Origin of the sequence: Blastococcus sp. CCUG 61487, assembly GCF_005222955.1 — a bacterium.
GTDB lineage: Bacteria > Actinomycetota > Actinomycetes > Mycobacteriales > Geodermatophilaceae > Blastococcus.
This window is the reverse complement of record NZ_LWUA01000244.1, coordinates 1-17,029: the sequence shown is the minus strand read 5'-3', so window position 1 is coordinate 17,029 and position 17,029 is coordinate 1. Positions and strand designations below refer to the sequence as shown.

23 protein-coding genes are annotated in these 17,029 nt (G+C 74.7%); 10 read left to right on the top strand and 13 right to left on the bottom strand.

The features are described from left to right. Window positions 1–244: 244 nt before the first annotated feature. The gene (locus tag A6V29_RS14530; RefSeq protein ID WP_137160961.1) at window positions 245–574 is read right to left on the bottom strand and encodes a tetratricopeptide repeat protein; all 330 of its coding nucleotides are present in this window, start codon (window positions 572–574) and stop codon (window positions 245–247) included. Between the two features lie 104 nt (window positions 575–678). Here A6V29_RS14530 and A6V29_RS14525 point away from each other — a divergent pair, with 104 nt between their 5' ends. Then, entirely contained in the window at window positions 679–1,380 is a 702-nt protein-coding gene (locus A6V29_RS14525) for a DUF4383 domain-containing protein (RefSeq protein WP_137160960.1), read from the top strand. Window positions 1,381–1,382: 2 nt separating this feature from the next. Here A6V29_RS14525 and A6V29_RS14520 read toward each other — a convergent pair whose 3' ends face one another. Continuing rightward, window positions 1,383–2,558, bottom strand: a complete 1,176-nt coding sequence (locus A6V29_RS14520; protein WP_137160959.1) for a glucose-1-phosphate adenylyltransferase family protein — start codon at window positions 2,556–2,558, stop codon at window positions 1,383–1,385. Between the two features lie 63 nt (window positions 2,559–2,621). Here A6V29_RS14520 and A6V29_RS14515 point away from each other — a divergent pair, with 63 nt between their 5' ends. After that, window positions 2,622–3,875, top strand: a complete 1,254-nt coding sequence (locus A6V29_RS14515) for an MFS transporter (RefSeq protein WP_137160958.1) — start codon at window positions 2,622–2,624, stop codon at window positions 3,873–3,875. Here the strand turns inward: A6V29_RS14515 and A6V29_RS14510 are convergent. The 3 genes from A6V29_RS14510 to def all read right to left on the bottom strand — a co-directional run bounded on the left by A6V29_RS14510 (window position 3,860) and on the right by def (window position 5,641). Then, entirely contained in the window at window positions 3,860–4,477 is a 618-nt protein-coding gene (locus A6V29_RS14510; RefSeq protein WP_137160957.1) for a flavodoxin family protein, read from the bottom strand. The two genes, A6V29_RS14515 and A6V29_RS14510, sit on opposite strands and share 16 nt — an antisense overlap. A gap of 36 nt (window positions 4,478–4,513) precedes the next feature. Next, the gene (locus A6V29_RS14505; RefSeq protein ID WP_137160956.1) at window positions 4,514–5,005 is read right to left on the bottom strand and encodes an FBP domain-containing protein; all 492 of its coding nucleotides are present in this window, start codon (window positions 5,003–5,005) and stop codon (window positions 4,514–4,516) included. A 78-nt stretch (window positions 5,006–5,083) separates the two neighbouring features. Next, window positions 5,084–5,641, bottom strand: coding sequence for a peptide deformylase (def, locus tag A6V29_RS14500; protein ID WP_137160955.1), 558 nt, complete (start codon window positions 5,639–5,641; stop codon window positions 5,084–5,086). A 131-nt stretch (window positions 5,642–5,772) separates the two neighbouring features. On the opposite strand from def, the gene A6V29_RS14495 reads away from it, so the two are divergent. Both A6V29_RS14495 and A6V29_RS14490 read left to right on the top strand, forming a co-directional pair. Beyond that, the gene (locus tag A6V29_RS14495; protein ID WP_137160954.1) at window positions 5,773–6,108 is read left to right on the top strand and encodes an ANTAR domain-containing protein; all 336 of its coding nucleotides are present in this window, start codon (window positions 5,773–5,775) and stop codon (window positions 6,106–6,108) included. A 112-nt stretch (window positions 6,109–6,220) separates the two neighbouring features. Continuing rightward, window positions 6,221–6,889: a lysophospholipid acyltransferase family protein gene (locus A6V29_RS14490; RefSeq protein ID WP_137160953.1), complete on the top strand. Its 669-nt coding sequence runs from the start codon at window positions 6,221–6,223 to the stop codon at window positions 6,887–6,889. Window positions 6,890–6,893: 4 nt separating this feature from the next. Here the strand turns inward: A6V29_RS14490 and A6V29_RS14485 are convergent, their stop codons facing one another. Next, the gene (locus A6V29_RS14485; RefSeq protein ID WP_137160952.1) at window positions 6,894–7,280 is read right to left on the bottom strand and encodes an acyl-CoA thioesterase; all 387 of its coding nucleotides are present in this window, start codon (window positions 7,278–7,280) and stop codon (window positions 6,894–6,896) included. Between the two features lie 40 nt (window positions 7,281–7,320). Here A6V29_RS14485 and A6V29_RS14480 point away from each other — a divergent pair, with 40 nt between their 5' ends. Continuing rightward, window positions 7,321–7,956 (top strand): MSMEG_1061 family FMN-dependent PPOX-type flavoprotein, encoded by a 636-nt coding sequence (locus tag A6V29_RS14480; protein ID WP_249933245.1) that lies wholly within the window; start codon window positions 7,321–7,323, stop codon window positions 7,954–7,956. 38 nt (window positions 7,957–7,994) lie between these two features. Continuing rightward, window positions 7,995–8,420 carry a VOC family protein gene (locus A6V29_RS14475; protein WP_137160950.1) on the top strand — a complete coding sequence of 142 codons (426 nt, stop codon included), beginning with the start codon at window positions 7,995–7,997 and terminating at the stop codon, window positions 8,418–8,420. 16 nt (window positions 8,421–8,436) lie between these two features. Here A6V29_RS14475 and A6V29_RS14470 read toward each other — a convergent pair whose 3' ends face one another. Continuing rightward, the gene (locus tag A6V29_RS14470; RefSeq protein ID WP_137160949.1) at window positions 8,437–8,634 is read right to left on the bottom strand and encodes a hypothetical protein; all 198 of its coding nucleotides are present in this window, start codon (window positions 8,632–8,634) and stop codon (window positions 8,437–8,439) included. A gap of 186 nt (window positions 8,635–8,820) precedes the next feature. On the opposite strand from A6V29_RS14470, the gene A6V29_RS14465 reads away from it, so the two are divergent. Together A6V29_RS14465 and A6V29_RS14460 are read left to right on the top strand one after the other, a co-directional pair. Beyond that, a complete protein-coding gene (locus A6V29_RS14465; RefSeq protein ID WP_137160948.1) occupies window positions 8,821–9,282 on the top strand; it encodes a type II toxin-antitoxin system PemK/MazF family toxin in 462 nt (153 codons plus the stop codon). A gap of 50 nt (window positions 9,283–9,332) precedes the next feature. Continuing rightward, the gene (locus A6V29_RS14460; protein WP_249933244.1) at window positions 9,333–10,067 is read left to right on the top strand and encodes a class I SAM-dependent methyltransferase; all 735 of its coding nucleotides are present in this window, start codon (window positions 9,333–9,335) and stop codon (window positions 10,065–10,067) included. Between the two features lie 7 nt (window positions 10,068–10,074). Here the strand turns inward: A6V29_RS14460 and A6V29_RS14455 are convergent, their stop codons facing one another. The 3 genes from A6V29_RS14455 to A6V29_RS14445 all read right to left on the bottom strand — a co-directional run bounded on the left by A6V29_RS14455 (window position 10,075) and on the right by A6V29_RS14445 (window position 11,142). Next, window positions 10,075–10,290 carry a DUF8847 domain-containing protein gene (locus A6V29_RS14455; RefSeq protein WP_249933243.1) on the bottom strand — a complete coding sequence of 72 codons (216 nt, stop codon included), beginning with the start codon at window positions 10,288–10,290 and terminating at the stop codon, window positions 10,075–10,077. Window positions 10,291–10,399: 109 nt separating this feature from the next. Continuing rightward, window positions 10,400–10,693, bottom strand: a complete 294-nt coding sequence (locus A6V29_RS14450; RefSeq protein WP_137160947.1) for a transcriptional regulator — start codon at window positions 10,691–10,693, stop codon at window positions 10,400–10,402. Beyond that, window positions 10,690–11,142, bottom strand: coding sequence for a hypothetical protein (locus tag A6V29_RS14445; protein WP_137160946.1), 453 nt, complete (start codon window positions 11,140–11,142; stop codon window positions 10,690–10,692). The genes A6V29_RS14450 and A6V29_RS14445 overlap by 4 nt, the downstream gene beginning before the upstream one ends. Before the next feature lie 119 nt (window positions 11,143–11,261). Here A6V29_RS14445 and cobT point away from each other — a divergent pair, with 119 nt between their 5' ends. Both cobT and cobA read left to right on the top strand, forming a co-directional pair. Further along, on the top strand, window positions 11,262–12,353 hold the full coding sequence (gene cobT / locus A6V29_RS14440) for a nicotinate-nucleotide--dimethylbenzimidazole phosphoribosyltransferase (protein ID WP_249933246.1): 1,092 nt from the start codon (window positions 11,262–11,264) through the stop codon (window positions 12,351–12,353). Next, window positions 12,353–13,609, top strand: a complete 1,257-nt coding sequence (gene cobA, locus A6V29_RS14435) for a uroporphyrinogen-III C-methyltransferase (RefSeq protein WP_137160944.1) — start codon at window positions 12,353–12,355, stop codon at window positions 13,607–13,609. Before cobT ends, cobA begins: the two co-directional genes overlap by 1 nt. Before the next feature lie 49 nt (window positions 13,610–13,658). On the opposite strand, the gene A6V29_RS14430 is transcribed toward cobA, so the two are convergent. The 3 genes from A6V29_RS14430 to A6V29_RS20995 form a co-directional block, all read right to left on the bottom strand. Then, entirely contained in the window at window positions 13,659–15,203 is a 1,545-nt protein-coding gene (locus A6V29_RS14430; RefSeq protein WP_137160943.1) for an HNH endonuclease signature motif containing protein, read from the bottom strand. A 156-nt stretch (window positions 15,204–15,359) separates the two neighbouring features. Further along, complete coding sequence (locus A6V29_RS14425; protein WP_137160942.1) at window positions 15,360–16,004, bottom strand: class F sortase; 645 nt, start codon at window positions 16,002–16,004, stop codon at window positions 15,360–15,362. Then, complete coding sequence (locus A6V29_RS20995) at window positions 15,982–16,692, bottom strand: hypothetical protein (protein ID WP_170977878.1); 711 nt, start codon at window positions 16,690–16,692, stop codon at window positions 15,982–15,984. Before A6V29_RS20995 ends, A6V29_RS14425 begins: the two co-directional genes overlap by 23 nt. Window positions 16,693–17,029: the final 337 nt, after the last annotated feature.

Sequence of the window (17,029 nt, the reverse complement as noted above, 5' to 3'; positions counted from 1 at the left end):
GCCGCGACCCATGCCGCGGCCCATGCCGCCCGCCGGCCTGGTCGTCCCGCGGCCCGGCCGGGCCGTCGTGCGCCCACCGCGGGCGGCTCCTCGTGCCGCGCCTTCCGCCGTGTTCATCAGTCGTCCCAAGATGCTCATGGTCTCGGGGGTGCCCGACGGCCCGTCGGTCGATGCCTCCGATCGGGCCGCTTCCCGGCGTGGCGTCACGCTGCGGCGGGGAGTGGTGGCGGGTCCGCGACAACGGTCAGCTCGCGCCGAGCGCGTCGGCGACGCGGTGGTGCGCCGCCGCCTCGGGGTGCCGGCTCTGCCGCTCCAGGGTCCGGGCCAGCGCCCGGCGCGCCCAGCCGTTGGCCGGCGCGAGCTCCACGAGCTTGAGCAGGGTCTCCTCGGCGCGACCCAGCTGCGCCGAGCCGAAGTACGCCCGCGCGAGCGCCTCGAGGGCGGCCTCGTTGGTGGGCTCGGCCTCGACCACGGCCGTGAGGATCCGAGCCGCCTCGACGGGCTGCCCCATGGAGAGGAACAGGTCTGCGCGGAGGAACTCCGAGTGCATGTCGATCTCGAAGGGCTGACTCATGCCGGGACAACGCGACGGCACGGGTCCCTCTTCCCGCGGGCGCATCCACGGCGGCGGCACCCGGCGAAGACGAGGCATCCCTCTCCCTGACCGAGGAGCTCGTCATGCAGCTTCGCCACCGTCCCGCCCCCCGCACCAGCGGTCCGGAACCGCGTCCCGGCCGCGCCGTCGACGCCCACGGCCGCGAGTACGACCCCCGGGTCTTCGCCGTGCAGCGCGTGGGCGCGCTCGCCGTCGCCGCGGTGATCCTCGTCTTCGGCGTGCTCGGCTTCGCCGGTGGCCTCGACTTCTTCGCCACCGACGGCGAGCCGATCCTGGGGATGTCGTCCAACGGCCTGCTGTCGACGGTGTCGGTGGTGACCGCTGCGGTGCTCGTGCTCGCGGCGCTGCGCAGCCCCCGCACCGCGTCGACGCTGATGATGGTGGTCGGTGCCCTCTTCCTGGTCGCGGGCCTGGCCAGCCTGGCCGTGCTCCGCACCGAGGCCAACCTGCTGGCCTTCGAGATCGAGAACGTGATCTTCTCCGAGGTCACCGGGCTGGTCCTGCTGCTGCTCGGCGCCTACGGCCGGGTGAGCGGCAACCTGCCGGCCGACAGCCCGTACGCCCGGCCACGCGCGGCCGACGGCGACGGACCCGAGTCCTGCCCCTCGACGCCCGCCGAGTTCGCCGCCGAGCGGGCCATGCGCGACGCCGAGCTCGCCGTGGTCAACCATGTCGCGACCCCCGACCAGCGCCGCCGGGTCGAGGCGATGGCCCGCGTGCACTCCCGGGGCGACCGCCGCCGCGTCTGGATGTCGTTCGACTGAGCTCAGTCGGGCTCGGGGAAGCGTCCGCCGGCGGGCACCTCCGTCCCCGCGGGGACGGAGGCCCGCCGGCCGACCAGCGTGATCTCTCCGTCGCCACCGACCGTCGCGCCGTCGCCGACGTCGACCTCGTCGTCGAGCACCGCGCGGGTCACCCTCGCCCCGGCCCCCACCCGGGCGCCCGGCAGCAGCACCGAGTCCACGACCACCGCCCCGGGCTCGACGACGACGCCCGGCGAGAGCACCGATCCGCGCACCTCGCCGCCCACCCGGGTGCCGCCGGAGACCAGGCTGTTCTCGACGACGGCGTCGCGGAGGAGGCGGGCCGCGCTGTGCCGCCCGCCGCGGGTGCGGATCGGCCATGCCGGGTCGTCGAGGTCCAGCGGCGGATCGGCCTGCAGGAACTCGCGGTGCGCCTCCCAGTACGCCGGGACGGTGCCCACGTCGCGCCAGTACCCCTCCAGCGGGTGCGCCCTGGCCAGGCCGTCGGCGGTCTGCGCCGGCAGCAGCCGCGTACCGAGGTCCTCGAGCCCCTCCTCGCCGACCTCCCGGCCCAGCTCCTCGAGCCGGTCGAGGGTCGGGGTGGGCGTGAACACGAACACCTCGTTGGCCGCGGTCGTCGTCGCCGGCTCGTCGGGCTTGTAGACGTAGTCGGTGATCCGGCCGCCCTCGCCGACCTGCACGATGCCGTAACGCGACGCGTCGTCCGCCTCGACCTCGGTGGTCACCATCGTCACCTCGGCGCCGGAGCCCAGATGGCCGTCGACGACCGCGCGGTAGTCGAGCTTGTAGACCGCGTCGGAGCTGACCACCACGAGCGCGTCGGGCGCGAACTCGCGGATCAGGTCCGCCTGCCGCCACAGCGAGTCGGCCGTGCCCGTGTTCCAGCCGCCGCGGTCGGTGCCGAGGAACGGCGGCAGGGTGAGCAGGCCGCCGATGGTGCGGTCGAGGTCCCACGGCCGGCCGTTGGCCAGGTGCGTCGACAGCGACGTCGGGTGGAACTGGATGGAGACCCAGACGTCGGCGATGCCGGAGTGCAGGCAGTTGCTCAGCGGGAAGTCGATCAGCCGGTACACACCGGCGAACGGGACGGCCGGCTTGGCGCGCCGGTCGGTCAGCAGTTCGAGGCGGCCACCCGCCCCACCTGCGAGGACGAGCACGAGGATGCGGGGCAGCGGCATCGCCCGCACCTACCCGCCGTCACCGGCGGGAATCACCGCCGGAGCCCACGGCTTGCTGGCTTCGTGCCCGTCTCCCGCCGGCTGCCCCGCGCCCCCGCCTTCTGGTCGGTCGCGGTGCTGCTCGTCCTCATGCTGGCCGCCTCGGGGGTGCCCTCGCCGCTGTACCGCGTGTACCAGGAGGAGTTCGGCTTCAGCTCGGGCGTGCTCACCACCGTCTTCGGCATCTACGCCTTCGCGTTGCTGGCCTCGCTGCTGGTCGTGGGCGGGCTGTCCGACCACGTCGGGCGGCGGCCGGTGCTCGTCGGCGCGTTCCTGCTCGAGGCGGTCGCCATGGGGCTCTTCCTCACCGCCGACGGCGTCGGCTGGCTGCTCGCCGCCCGCGTCGTGCAGGGCATCGCGACCGGCGCCCTGACCAGCACGCTCGGCGCCTCGCTGCTGGACCTGCAGCACCGGGAGCGGCCGCTGGGCGCCTTCATCAACAGCGCGTCGCCGGGGCTGGGGCTCTCGATCGGGGCGGCCGGCGCCGGGCTGCTCGTCCAGTTCGCGCCGTCCCCGACCGAGTGGGTCTTCGGCGTCCTCACCGTGGTGTTCGTGCTGGCGGCGGCCGGCGCCCTGCTGCTGCCGGAGAGCTCGCCGCGGGTGCCCGGCGCGCTGGCCTCGCTGCGCCCCCGGGTCCGGGTGCCCGCGCCGCACCGCCGGGCGTTCCTCGTCGCGCTGCCGATCCTGCTCGCCTGCTGGTCGCTCGGCGGCTTCTACGCCTCGCTCGGGCCTTCGCTGGTCGCCGACGTGTTCGGCGTCGACAACCACCTCGCCGGTGGGCTGCTGATCCTCGCGCTCAACGGCACCGGCATCCTCGGCTCGGTCGCGCTGCGCACGTCGCCGCCCCAGCGGGCGCTGCTGGTCGGCTCGACGGTCTTCGTCGCCGGGGTCGGCGGCACGCTGGGCGCGCTGGCCGGCGGCTGGACCGCCCTGCTGTTCGGCGCCGCGGTGGTCACCGGGTTCGGGTTCGGGGCGGCCTTCCTCGGCGCCGTCGCCACGATCACCCACGGCGTGGCCCCCGGTTCCCGGGCCGGGCTGCTCGCCGCCGTCTTCGTCGTCGGCTACCTGGCCTTCAGCATCCCGGCGATCGCGGCCGGCATCGCCGTCGGTGACATCGGGCTGGCCCGCACCGCCCAGACCTACGGCGTCGTCGTCCTCCTGCTCGGCCTCGCGTCCGTGCTCGGCCTCTGGCGGGCGAAGCGGACCACCGGCTCCCTGGTGCAGGCGCCCGTGGCCGAGCCGACGGACCGCCTCGCCCCCGCTCAGCTCCCCGGATAGGGGCTCGCCTTCAGCGCCCGGGCCAGGTGCGCGGCGTTCTCGGCGAGCGTGGCCGTGGTCGACGCGACCGCCTCGGGCGTCTCGTCCAGGTCCAGGTAGTCGGTCCCGCCCATGGCCTCGTCGTTCCAGTAGGTCCCGCCCTGCGACGGGATGGTGAAACCGATGTCGTTGAGGCCCTGGAACAGGTCGGCGATGATCTTGTGCGCGCCGTCCTCGTTGCCGACGACGGCCGCCACGGCCACCTTCCCGGCGATCAGCGGCCGTCCGGTGTCGTCGGTCTCCGACAGCTCGCCGTCGAGCCGCTCCAGCACCCGCTGGGCGACGCTGCTCATGTGCCCGACCCAGGTGGGCGAGGCGAGGATCAGGATGTCGGCGGCCATCATCCGTGCGCGGATGGCCGGCCAGGCGTCGCCCTCCCCCATGTCGATCTCGACACCGGGCTTGACGTCGTGGTCGACGACCCGGACGACGTCGCCGGTGACGCCGTGCTTCCCGAGCTCCTCGAGCACCTGGCGGGCCATGAGCTCGCTGCTCGACGGCGCTGGTGAGGGCTTGAGGCTGCAGACGAGGGCGAGGGCGCGCAGCGGCGCGGGTGCGGTCATGGGGAGCCGGGTGCCCAGCCCCCTCGTCGCCACACCTCAGCGGCGGACGGCGTCGACGAACGCCCGTACCCGTTCCCCCAGCTCCGCGGTGCGCTCGGTGACGACCTCGGCCGGATCCCGTTCCCGCAGCCACGGTGGGATCTCGGCCCGGACCCGGTCGGCGCAGCGCAGGTCGGCGCACATGTAGGTGCCCACCGTGTCGCCGTTGCGCCCGGCGGCGCCGGTCCGCCTCGCCGTGAACAGCGAGACGGCGTCGCCTGGCTGCGCGGTCTGGCAGAGCAGGCACATCGCGGTGGTGCGGGCCGACATCCGCGACTCCGCGGCGCGCACCGCGATGCCGACCGGGCGCTCGCCGTCCTCGAGGACCAGGTACCCCCGCAGCGGAGCCTTCGGGTCCCGCCAGCCGAGCAGCGCGAGCGCGGCCCAGTCGAGCGCGGCGAAGTCCTTCGGCAGGGTCAGCGACCGGGCCTCGCCCTGCGAGCAGTTGACGAACGAGCGGCGGACCTGCTGCTCGGTGAGGGCGTGCACGATCGTTCTCCTTGCTCGGGGGACGGCCCATGGTCGGTGCTCGAGGCCTGGCCGGCACCCCGTTTTCCGCCGCCCGGGTCAGGCCGGGAGGTCTCCCCCGGGCCCGGCCGCCTCGGCCAGCAGCCGCTCGCGCTCGTCCTCGGGCAGCCGGTCGACGTAGACGGTGCCGTCCAGGTGGTCGACCTCGTGCTGGAGGCAGCGGGCGGCCATCCCCGTCGCCTCGATCGTCACCGGGTCGCCGTGGACGTCGACGCCGTCGACCCGAGCCCTGAACGCGCGCGGCAGCTCGGCGTAGGGGCCCGGCACCGACAGGCAGCCCTCCTCGATGACCTCCTCGGCCGGCTCGCCCTCCCGCGGGGGCAGCAGCGTGAGCGTCGGGTTGACCACGTAGCCGACGACGTCCTCGCCGTCGGCGTCCGGGCAGTCGATGACGAAGATCCGCGCGTCCACGCCGATCTGGTTGGCCGCCAGGCCCACGCCGTCGGCTGCCTGCATGGAGGCGAACATGTCGAGCAGCAGGTGGCGCAGGTCCCTGTCGAACGCCGTCACCGGCGCGCACGGACGGTGCAGCACCGGGTTGCTGCCGTAGGTGACGATCGGCCGGGCGACGCCGTCGTAACGGCCGGGCAGGCGCATGGGGAGATCCTAGGGACGACGTCGCTGGGTGACCCGGGCGCGCCTGCACGTCACGGCACGACGACAGGGGTCTCGGAACCCGCGCGAGGGTCGTACGGTCCACTGCATCCCCTCGCCCTGGAGCGAGCGTCATGTCCTCGTCGACCCTGCCCCGCCACCGCACTCGCCCCCGGTCCGCGTCGCCGACCGACGCCGAGCGCGTCGCGGCGCTCGAAGCGGAGGTCGACCAGCTCCGCACGGCGATGGCCAGCCGAGCCTGCATCGAGCAGGCCACGGGCATCCTCATGCTGCTCACGACCTGCACCGACCGGGCGGCCTTCGACCTGCTGGCGCACATCTCCGGGCACACCCACCGCAAGGTGCGCGACATCGCCGACGAGCTCACCCGGTCGGCCTCGGGGGTCGCGGAGCTGCCCGCGGACGTCTGCGCGATCCTGCGCGACGCCTGCCCACCCGGCGGCCGCTGAACCTTCCCCGGGCCTCCGCCGATCCGGATCCTCGGTCGGTGAGAATGCGGGAGCCGCACGAACCGTCGTCCTCCGCCGACGGCCGGCTGCGGGCAGAGGAAGGGAACCCCGGGTGCTCTACGCCATCGCCCGCTCCGTCGTCCGCCCCGTGGTCCGGGTCCTCTTCCGGCCGCGGGTGGTCGGCCGGGAGAACGTGCCCCGCAGCGGCCCGGTGATCCTGGCCAGCAACCACCTGTCGTTCATCGACAGCATCGTGATCCCCAGCGTGGCCCCGCGCCGGGTCGCCCTGCTGGCCAAGGCGGAGTACTTCACCGGGAGCGGGGTGTCCGGCTGGTTCACCCGGACGCTGTTCGGCGCCCTCGGGGCGCTGCCCGTCGAGCGGGAGACCCACCGCGCCGCCCAGGCGGCGCTCGACACCGCCCTGGGCGCGCTGCGCCGCGGCGACGCGTTCGGCATCTATCCGGAGGGCACCCGGTCCCGGGACGGCCGGCTCGCGCGGGGCAAGACCGGCGTCGCGTGGCTGGCGCTGACCGCCGACTGCCCGGTGGTCCCCGTGGCCGTGCACGGCACGGACCGCGTCCAGCCGATCGGCGCGCGCTGGCCCCGCCCGCGGCGGGTGTCGGTGACCTTTGGGACGCCGCTGACCTTCCCCGAGCACCGGGGTCAGGCCGGCAAGGGCCGGGCTCGCAGGGAGGTGACCGACGCGGTCATGGAGCAGATCGCCGCGCTCTCCGGCCAGGAGAAGGCGGGCTGGGGCGGCCGCCCCGGGGCGGCCGCCTGAGCGCTCAACCGGCCAGGGCTGCCCGCAGGTCGTCCGGCCAGGGGCTCGGGGCGCCGCCGGTCAGGCAGACGTAGGTCGTCCGCACCGTGCAGCAGAGCCGCTCGCCGACGCGGATCTCGAACCGCACCGTGAGGCTGGTCCGGCCGAGCTTCTCCAGCTCGGCGTCCACTGCCACCGTCTCGCCGTGCCGCGCCGACGAGCTCCAGTCCAGCGTGCTGGAGACGACGACGTACTGGTAGCCCTCCGCGCCGAACCGGCGCCAGTCGACGCCGCGCTCCACCCACCAGGGGGTGAGCGCCTCGTCGGCCCACACCAGGTAGTGGGCGTTGAAGACGATGCCCTGCATGTCGCACTCGACGAACCGGACCGGGGCACTCCACACCTGCGACACGGGTGGTAACGCTAGCCCGACAGGCGGTTACGGTCGTGACGTGGAACCCGTCGCCGCCATCCCTGCTCAGGCCACCCAGGCCACCGACCGTGCGGTGGTCGCCGGCTACCGGACCCCGGGCGGGCTCGTGCTGGACAAGGTCATCGACCACCTGGACCGGCACTGCCGCGAGTTCATCGCCCACTCCCCCTTCGCCACGCTGGCGAGCGCCGACCCCGAGGGCTGGCCGGAGATCTCGCCGCGCGGCGGCGACCCGGGCTTCGTGCACGTCCTGGACGAGCACCGGCTCGCGCTGCCGGACCGCCCAGGCAACAACCGGGTCGACAGCCTGCGCAACCTGGCCGTCAACCCCCGGGCCGCGATGATGTTCCTCGTCCCCGGCGTGGACCAGACGCTGCGCGTCTACGGGACGACGTCGATCGTGCGCCCCGAGGACCTCGACGTGGACCTGACGGAGTTCGGCCGGGCGCCGCTGTCGGTGCTCGTGCTGCAGGTCCGCAAGGCGTACTTCCAGTGCCCCAAGTCGGTCATGCGCTCGGGCCTCTGGGACCCCGCGCGTCGGGTCGACCCTTCGACGCTCACCCCGTTCGGCCGCGTCCTCAAGGACCACTGCGCGCTGGAGACCGACCTGCCCGACGACGCGACCATCTGGGCGGACCTGTCCCGCGAGCTGTAGCAGCCGCGACCGTCGGTATGCCGCCGTAGCCTCCCGCCATGGCATTCCAGTTCCAGGTCGCCGTCGACTGCTCCGCCCCGCACGAGCTCGCCGACTGGTGGGCCGAGGCACTGGGCTGGCAGGTCGAGCCGCAGGACGAGGCGTTCATCCGGCGGATGGTCGAGTCGGGGATGGCCACCGAGGCCGACACGACCACGCACCGCGGGCGCCTCGTCTGGAAGGAGGGGGCGGCGATCACCTCACCCGACCCGGGCCGGCCGAGGGTGCTCTTCCAGACGGCTCCCGAGCCGAAGACGGTCAAGAACCGGATCCACCTCGACGTGCGCATCGGCGACGCCCACCGCGAGCGGGAGGTCGCCCGGTTGGTCGGGCTCGGCGCGACCGAGCTGTGGCGCGGCCGTCAGGGGCCGCACGAGTGGGTGACGATGGCCGATCCCGAGGGCAACGAGTTCTGCGTCGCCTGAGCGGCGGCGCGCGGCCTCAACCGGCGCGCAGCGCCCGGGCCAGCTTGCGGTCGGCCACCACCCGCTCGGCCAGCACCCGGGCCCGCTGACGGCGGGGCCGGCTGTCGGTACCCAGATGGCGTGCGTCCTCGACGAGCTGGAGGGCGGCGAGCACGCTGGCCTGCACGTCGCGGGCGCGCGGAACCGCGGGGCGGACCGGCTCGGCCGACGTCATGGGATCACCTCTCTGCCGGGGGAACCGGTCGCGCGACGCGACCTCCCCGTGGAACGACCTGTTCCCGAATGGAACGACCTGTTCCCGAACGCCGCCGTCCTAAACCTCACGGTGACGAGAGGACGCCGTTCTGTCACAGGAGACACAGGAATCACCCGGCCGAGGCGACGTCGTAGCCTGCCGCTCGTGGCTACCGAGCGCAGGCTGCGCCGAGCGGCCCGGTCGGTCGCGGGCCTGCTGCGGCGGGCCGGTGGGCGTCGACCGGCTGTGGACGTCGAGTACCGGCCCCGCGACGACGACGCCGCCGACCCGGGCGAGGTCGTGTGGGCGTGGGTGCCCTACGACGAGGACGACGGGCGCGGCAAGGACCGGCCGGTGCTGGTCATCGGCCGCCGCGGCGAGCACCTGCTGGGCCTGATCCTGAGCAGCCAGGACCACGACCGCGACGCCGCCGACGAGGCCCGGCACGGCCGGTTCTGGACCGACATCGGAACCGGCGCCTGGGACGCGCGCCGCCGCCCGAGCGAGGTCCGCCTCGACCGGCTGCTGGTCCTGGACCCGGCCTCCGTGCGGCGCGAGGGGGCGGCCCTCGACCGGGCGCGCTTCGACCGCGTGGTCGCCGAGGCGGCACGCATCCAGGGCTGGTGACCGCGGAATCTGACTCGACGGGTGCACGCCCGGCGGCCAGGCTGCGGCCCGTGGATCTCTGGGACGGGGACTTCTGGGACGTGCACCGGGACCTGCCCCGGGAGGGTGTCGGGTCGGACGCGACGACCCGACGGCTGCTGGAGCTGGCCGGGCCCCTGCCCGACGACGCCCGCGCGCTCGACCTCGGCTGCGGCCCGGGACGGTCGGCGCTGGTGCTCGCCGCCGCGGGCATGCGAGTGACCGGGGTCGACCTGCACCTGCCCTTCCTGGTCCGGCTGCGCGAGGCCGCGTCAGCCCGCGGGCTCGCGGGATCTGTCTCGGTGGAGCGGGCATCCATGGCCGCGCTCCCGCACCCCGACGGCTGCGTCGACGCCGTCTGGTCCGAGGGGGCGGCCTACGCCATGGGCGTCGACGCGGCCCTGGTCGCCTGGCGCCGGCTGCTGCGGCCGGGCGGGGTCCTAGTGTTCACCGACGTCGGCTGGGCCACCGCCACGCCGTCGGCCGCGGCCTGGCAGTTCTGGGCGGCGTACCCGGCGATGCGTACCGCGTCGGCCACCGTCGAGGCGTGCCGCGCGGCGGGCTACGACGTCGTCGCCACCCTGGAACAGCCCGAGAGCGACTGGTGGGACGAGTACTACGACCCGCTGGGCGAGCGGCTCGACGCCCTCGAACGGGCGCACCCCGACGCGGCCGATCGGCTCGCTCCGTACCGGGCGGAGATCACGCTGCGCCGCGAGCACGGTGCGGACTACGCGTACACCGCCTTCGTGCTGCGCCGGCCGTGATCGCGCGTCACTCGGCGACCGGCTCGTCGCGCGCGGGTTGCTGCGCCCGCGGACGCAGGGTGTAGACGCCGGCGGAGTCGGTGAGCGCCTGGAGGTCGTAGCGGTGCACGACCTTGGGGCCGCCGTGCAGGTGCACGTGGGTGATCGTCGGCAGCGGCTCACCGTGGCGGGCCTCGCGGATCTCCACCCGGCCGTCGAGCGGTCCCCCGACGAACAGCAGCACGGCGTCGTCGGCCGTCTCCTCGGCACCCGTTCCAGCGTCCTCGGTCAGTTCACCGCTCCCTCGTTCGATCCCGCGACCAGCCAGGGTAGGCGCGGAAGGCGGTTCGAGGTCAGCCTCCGGTGATCCGGCGCAGCTCGGCGACGTGCGCCTCGAAGGCGGCCCGGCCGGCCGGCGTGAGGGACAGGCTGGTGCGGACGCGGGAGGCACGGGTGGCCTTGCGCACCGACACGTAGCCGGCCTCCTCCAGCTGCCGGACGTGCTTGGACAGCACCGAGTCGCTGACGCCCACGTGCTCGCGGACCGCGGCGAAGTCCATGACGTCGACCGCCGCGAGCAGCCCGCAGATCTGCAGCCGCGGGGGCATGTGGACGATGGCGTCGAACTGTGGCTGGACCGTGGTCACAGCTCACCTCGGAGCTCGGCGACGTAGATCCGCGTCCACCACCGGCTGACGAAGGTCATGGCGATGCCGCAGGCGGCGGAGACCGCGACGAGGAGGTAGGTCACGGCCGTCTCCTCGACGAACGCGTGGAGGAGGGCGACCGCGCCCCAGCTGACGCAGCACCAGAACCACACCCGCATCGCCCGCTGGGTGGCCCCCGGCCGGAGGCCGCTGACCCAGAAACCGGTGAGCCGCCGGTAGACCCTGGTGAGCGCCCAGACACCGAGGCCGGCCACGAGCCACGCCCCGCCGATGACCCACCAGTTACCCGTGGCGTAGCTGCCGAGGAAGACGAACACGAGGAGGCCGAGCAGGACGTCGTACCACCACGGCTGGACGACGCGGTCGGCCAGCGCGGCACGGTCGGCCTGCAGCGCGGCGAGCTCGGCCGAGGCAGTGGGGGCGTCCACGGAACGGTCATCGCTTTCCATGTCGGAAAGTCTGCCTCGTGACTTTCCAGTTCGTCAAGTGACGGCGCCGAGGGGGCGTCTGCGATCCTGGGACCGTTCCCCGCACCCGAGGAGTTCCGCTGAGCACCGACCCCAGCCCGTTCGCCGGCACCCTGCTCGGCGAGACGATCGCCGCCGTCGTCCCGCGCGACCCCGCGGCCGAGTCGGCCGCCCGCGAGCGGCTGGACCGCATGACGAAGCCACCGGGCTCGCTCGGCGTGCTCGAGGACGTCGCCGCGCAACTGGCCGGCATCGCCGGATCGTGCCCCGCACCGCTGCCCGAGCCGGCCAGCGTCGCGGTCTTCGCAGCCGACCACGGGGTCCACGTCCAGGGCGTGACGCCGTGGCCGCAGGAGGTCACCGCGCAGATGGTGGCCAACATCGTGGCCGGGGGCGCGGTGGTGAACGCCTTCGCCGCCGGGCTGGGCGCGCGCGTCGTCGTCGTCGACGTCGGGGTGGCCGCGCCGCTGGACGCGACCCCGACGCTGCTCGACCGCAAGGTCCGCCCGGGGACCGCCGACCTCGCGGTCGGCCCCGCCATGACCCTGGGCGAGGCCCGGCAGGCGGTCGAGACGGGCATCGAGGTGGCGACGGCGCTCGCGGCCGACAGCGGCTGCCTGATCACCGGTGACATGGGCATCGCCAACACGACGGCGTCGGCTGCCCTCGTCTGCTGCTTCACCGGCGCCGTGCCGGCGGCGGCGACCGGGCGGGGCACCGGCATCGACGACCCGACCCTCGCCCGCAAGATCGAGGTGGTCAGCCGCGCGGTGAGCCGGGTTCCTGCGCGGCCGACCACACCCGAGGCCGCGCTGGCGGTGCTCGCCGAGGTGGGCGGCCTCGAGCACGCCGGGCTGACCGGCTTCCTGCTGGGTGCGGCTGCCGCCCGGGTGCCGGTGCTGCTGGACGGGGCGATCGCGGGGGCGGCCGCGCTGGTGGCCGCGGCGCTGTGCCCCACGGCGATGGAGTACGTCCTGGCCGGGCACACGTCGGTGGAGCCGGGGCACGCGTCGGCGCTGGAGTTCCTCGGCCTGCGGCCGCTGCTCGGCCTCGACCTGCGCCTCGGCGAGGGCACCGGCGCGCTGCTCGCGCTGCCGCTGGTGACCAGCGCGGCGCGGGCCCTGCGCGACGTGGCCACCTTCGACTCCGCCGGCGTCACCGAGAAGAACTGATGGCATCCCCGGTTCACCCGGCCACGGGCGTCGTCTACCCGGTGGGCCTGCGACTGCTGGGGCGCCGCGTGGTCGTCGTGGGCGGAGGGCAGGTCGCCCACCGGCGGGTGGCCGGGCTCCTCGAGGCACAGGCGTCGGTGACCGTCGTCAGCCCGGAGGTGACCCCGGCGCTCGAGGCGCTGGTGGCGCCGGGATCGCTCACCTGGGTGCGGCGGCGGTACGAACCCGGTGACCTCGACGGCGCCTGGTACGCCGTCGCCGCGACGGACGACGCCGCGGTCAACGCGGCGGTCGCGACCGAGGCGGAGGCCGCCCGCATCTTCTGCGCCCGCGCCGACGACCGGGCCACCTCGAGCGTGTGGACGCCGGCGACCGGCCGGCACGGTGATCTGGTGGTCGGCGTGCACGGCGGCGGTGACCCGCAGCGGGCGGTGGCCGTGCGCGACGCCGTCGTCGCCGGGCTGACCGACGGCACCGTCGCCGACCGGACCTCCCGCGAGGTGACCAGCGGCCGGGGCGGACGGGTGGTGCTGGTGGGCGGCGGTCCGGGCGATCCGGCGCTGATCACCGTGCGCGGCCGGCAGGCCGTGGCGCAGGCCGACGTCGTCGTGGCCGACCACCTGGCGCCGCTGTCCCTGCTGGCGTCGCTGCCACCGGAGGTGGAGGTCATCGACGCCTCCAAGCTGCCGCGCGGCCGGTCGATGGCCCAGGAACAGATCAACGACCTGCTCGTCTCGCGTGCGCGGGACGGCAAGCGGGTGGTGCGGCTCAAGGGCGGCGACCCGTTCGTGTTCGGCCGCGGCATGGAAGAGGTGCAGGCGTGCGCGGCCGCGGGCGTGCCGGTGGAGGTGGTCCCCGGCATCACCAGCGCGATCGCGGTCCCGGCCCTCGCGGGGATCCCGGTCACCCATCGCGGGCTGACCCACGAGTTCGTCGTCGTCTCCGGTCATCTGCCCCCAGGACATCCGAACTCGCTGGTGGACTGGTCCGCGATCGCCCGCCTCCGGGGCACCGTGGTGGTGCTCATGGGCGTGGACACCGCCGGAGCGATCGCCGAGACGCTGGTCGCGCACGGCCGTTCCCCCTCGACCCCGGTCGCCGTGGTCACGGACGGTTCGACCCCGACGGAGCGGACCGTGCGCACGACGCTGGGCGAGCTGGCGCGGGTGATCGTGGAGGAGAAGGTCGCGCCGCCTGCGGTCTGGGTCGTCGGGGACGTCGTCCCGCTCTCCGCCGGGGGCACCGCGTCCGACTGACCCTGCTGGACCCCGTCGCTCACCGACACCGCGGCGCACCGCGGGCAGCTCAGAACGGTGGCGGGTCATCGACCGGGTCCGGTTGCGGTGGTTCGGGTTCTCGGGGCCGCAGGCCCGGTGGGCGGGTGGTGCGGGTGACTCCCGAGGGGCTGGTGACGTGCAGGGTGCCGTCGGGGTCCATGCGGAAGGTCCAGCCGCGGGCGAAGGTCTTCAGCCGGTGGTGGGAGCGGCACAGGCAGCAGAGGTTCGCGCAGGTCGTCCGGCCGCCCTGGCCGTGCGGGATCACGTGGTCCAGATCGGCCATGCCGACCCGCTGGCCGCAGTTGGGTGCGCGGCACCGGCGGTCGCGGGTGGTGACGAACCGCCGCTGGGCGGCGCGGGGCTCGTAGGCGTCGGTGTCGGCCGGCATGCCCGCGACCGGGCAGTCGCAGGAAGGTGACTGCCCGCCCTCGCTCGACTGCTGCGCTCCCGGCTGCTCCGCGTCCGACTGCCCGGCTGCTGCGGGCTGGGTGTCGGGGTGGTCGGGGCAGCCCTGCGTGGCGAGCCGGGCCAGTTCGGCGGCGGTGACGGTGGCGAGCAGCCGGCCGTGCTGGTCGGTGAGCGCGAACGTCAGCGACCCGCCCTCCGGGGTGGTCAGGCCGAGCGCCTGGACCCGTGCCAGTAGTGCGCGGAGGTGGGCGGCGGTGACCGGGAACCCGTTCACCTCACCACCGCGCGCCGAGGCGCCTTCCAGCCCGTCCAGGGCAGCGGTGACCGTGAGGTTGACCGTCACCGCGCCCAGCCCGTGGTCGGCCGGGCGCAGGATCAGCATCGAATGGATGCTGGAGCGGATCACCCCGATCGGGCGCGGGTCACCGTCGGCCTTCGCCATCGCCGCCAGCGCGTCGATCACCGCGAAGCAGGCCGCCGCGTCCTCGGCGGTCATGTCCGTGGTCAGCGCCGCCATCCCGTCGGCGGTGGGGTAGGCGCGCACGTCAGCGGCCTGCTCGGCCTCCCTGCGCCGCTGCTCCACCGCGTCGGCATCCAGCTCGGCCAGCAGCTCCAGCGCCCGGGCCCGCAACCGAGCCAGCGATAGCTCCGCCGCCTCCGGCAGCAGCACCGCCTCCACGGCGCGGGCCAGCGCCGGGGTGGTGTGCTGCAGCACGTCGGCCAGCACATCGGCGCGGCGCTCGTCGAGCTGCCCGCGGCGCAGTGCGCCGAAGGTGGCCGGCAGGTTCTCCCGCCATGCGAACGCCCGCCGCGCCCGGAACGCCGCCGTGCCCCGGCCCAGGTTGATCGCGTGCGCCACCTCGTCGGGGAAGAACTCGCTCACCCCCGGAAACTCCGGCGCCGTCTTCCGCCACGACCGCCGCCGCCGGCCACCGGCCGTGTCGGGCGGATCGTCGACATCGGGGCGCAGCTCGGCCAGCCGCAGGATCAGCTCCGCCTCCCGCGCGGCATCCCGCGCCCGGTTCCGCTGGATCCGACCCAGCTCCGCCGCCACCTCCCCGGCACCCAACCGGCTCACGGGCAACCGCGCGTCCGACTCGGGTAGCACCGCCAGCCAGTCGGCCAGCAGCGACTCCACCCGGGAGGAAGCCGTGCTCCGCTGCATGACCCGAACATACGTTCGGGGTCCGACAGTTTCCGTTGTCTCGCCGCCTCCGAGACCTTCGAGCGCTGGACGTGTCCGGCGAGGACAGCGGGCGGGCGGCGTCGCGGCCTCGGAGAGGCCGGTGGAGCGGGGGCTCAGCGAGCGGACCCGCCCGGGTCAGCGCACCACGGTCGCGAAGACCACCGTGTTGTCGGTGCTGGCACCGGCGTCGTCGTCGAACTCGCCCCCGCAGGTCACCAGCGCGACATCCGCGTCCGCGGGATGGCCGTTCAGCGTCTCGGCCAGCGCCGACGTCGCCTTGTCCAGGCCGGTCACCGGCGACCCCAGCACCCGCAGTCGCAGGACGGCGCCGCTGCCGTCGCGCAGCGCCACCTCGTCGCCGTCCTCGAGCGTGTGCAGCCGGTCGAACACCGCACCGCCGCCGGCCTGCTGGTGGCCGAGGATGACCGCCATCTCCCCCGAACCCGGCTGCGGGCCGTCGGACCACCACGACGTCGTCGCCATCGACTCGGGCACGCCGTAGCCGATCACCTGCTCGCCGGTGAACGGGTTCTCGTACTGCATGGTCCCGCGCGACTCGACCGGCGCGTCCACGCCGAGGGTGGGGATGCTCAGCCGGGCCGGCTGGATCGGGCCGGTCGCCAGGACCTCACCGGCGGCGAGCGCGACTGCGGGCTCCTCCGACGACGCAGCACCCCCATCAGGCCGCGCGGCGACGACGAACAGCATGCCGACCCCGGCCGCCAGAGCGATCAGGACCGCGCCGGCGGCGCGGAGATCAATCCCGCGTACGAAGCGCACGCCGCCGCATCCCGTACCCGGCCGCACCGGCACCAGCCAGCAGCGCAACACCGCCGAGGGCGGCCAGGGGTGCCGTGGAGTCCGCGGCCTCGTTCACCCCGGCGCCGGTCGGCGCGTAGCCGGGGTACGCACCCGGCTTGGCCGTGTGCTCGACCGGCACGGGCGCGGGAGCCGGAGCGGGCGCCTGCGGGGACGGACCGGCAACGGGCGGCGTGGGCGCCGGCTCGTCCTCCCCGCCACCCGAGGGCGGTGCGGGCACGCACTCCTGCAGCGCAGCGAGGATCGTCTGGAGGCCGCCGACGATGTCCTCACCGGGGCCGGGAGGCGCCCCCGTCAGGCCGCCTAGGAGCGACTCGATGGCGCCGGGCAGCGCAGTCGGGTCGGAGATCTCGCCCAGCGCCTCGAGCTGGGCCTGCAGCCCTGCGGCGAACGCCTCGAAGTCGCCGAGCCCGGCCAGGCCCGCCCCGAGCTGCGCCAGACCGGCGGACACCCCGTCGACGCACTCCTCGGAGAAGCCGGCCTGCTCGAAGGCGTCCTTGAGCTCCTGGGGCACCTCGAACGGCGGCGCCTCGTCCGCGGGGTCCTCGGTCTCGTCGGTCTCGTCGGTGCCCTCGGTCCCGGCGCCTTCGCCGGCACCCGGGGCACCCGGGGCGAGCGGGTTCTCCGCGCCGGTGAGTGCGTCGGTCACGGCGGTCAGCGGGTCCGTCGGCTCGGCGGGAGCTGCGGCAGCGACTCCCGGGACGACGACGAGGGCGGTCGCCAGACCGGACCCGATGAGTGCACGACGCAGGACTGAGGAGCGGCGCAGAGACAAGTGTGACCCCCGGTTACGAGCAACAGCGAGCGCACTCACTGTCCGGAGAGGCACCCCCACCCGCCACCGGGGCGGTCCCCTTTCTCTGCACGGCCGAGGAGCGTCGTCACGCACTGCAAGGACAACGGGACGAACCGTTCCCGCACATGGTGGTGTCGTCGGCCGGCGTCCTCGTCCCAGGTGGATCGATTCATGTAAGGGCCTCCGGTGT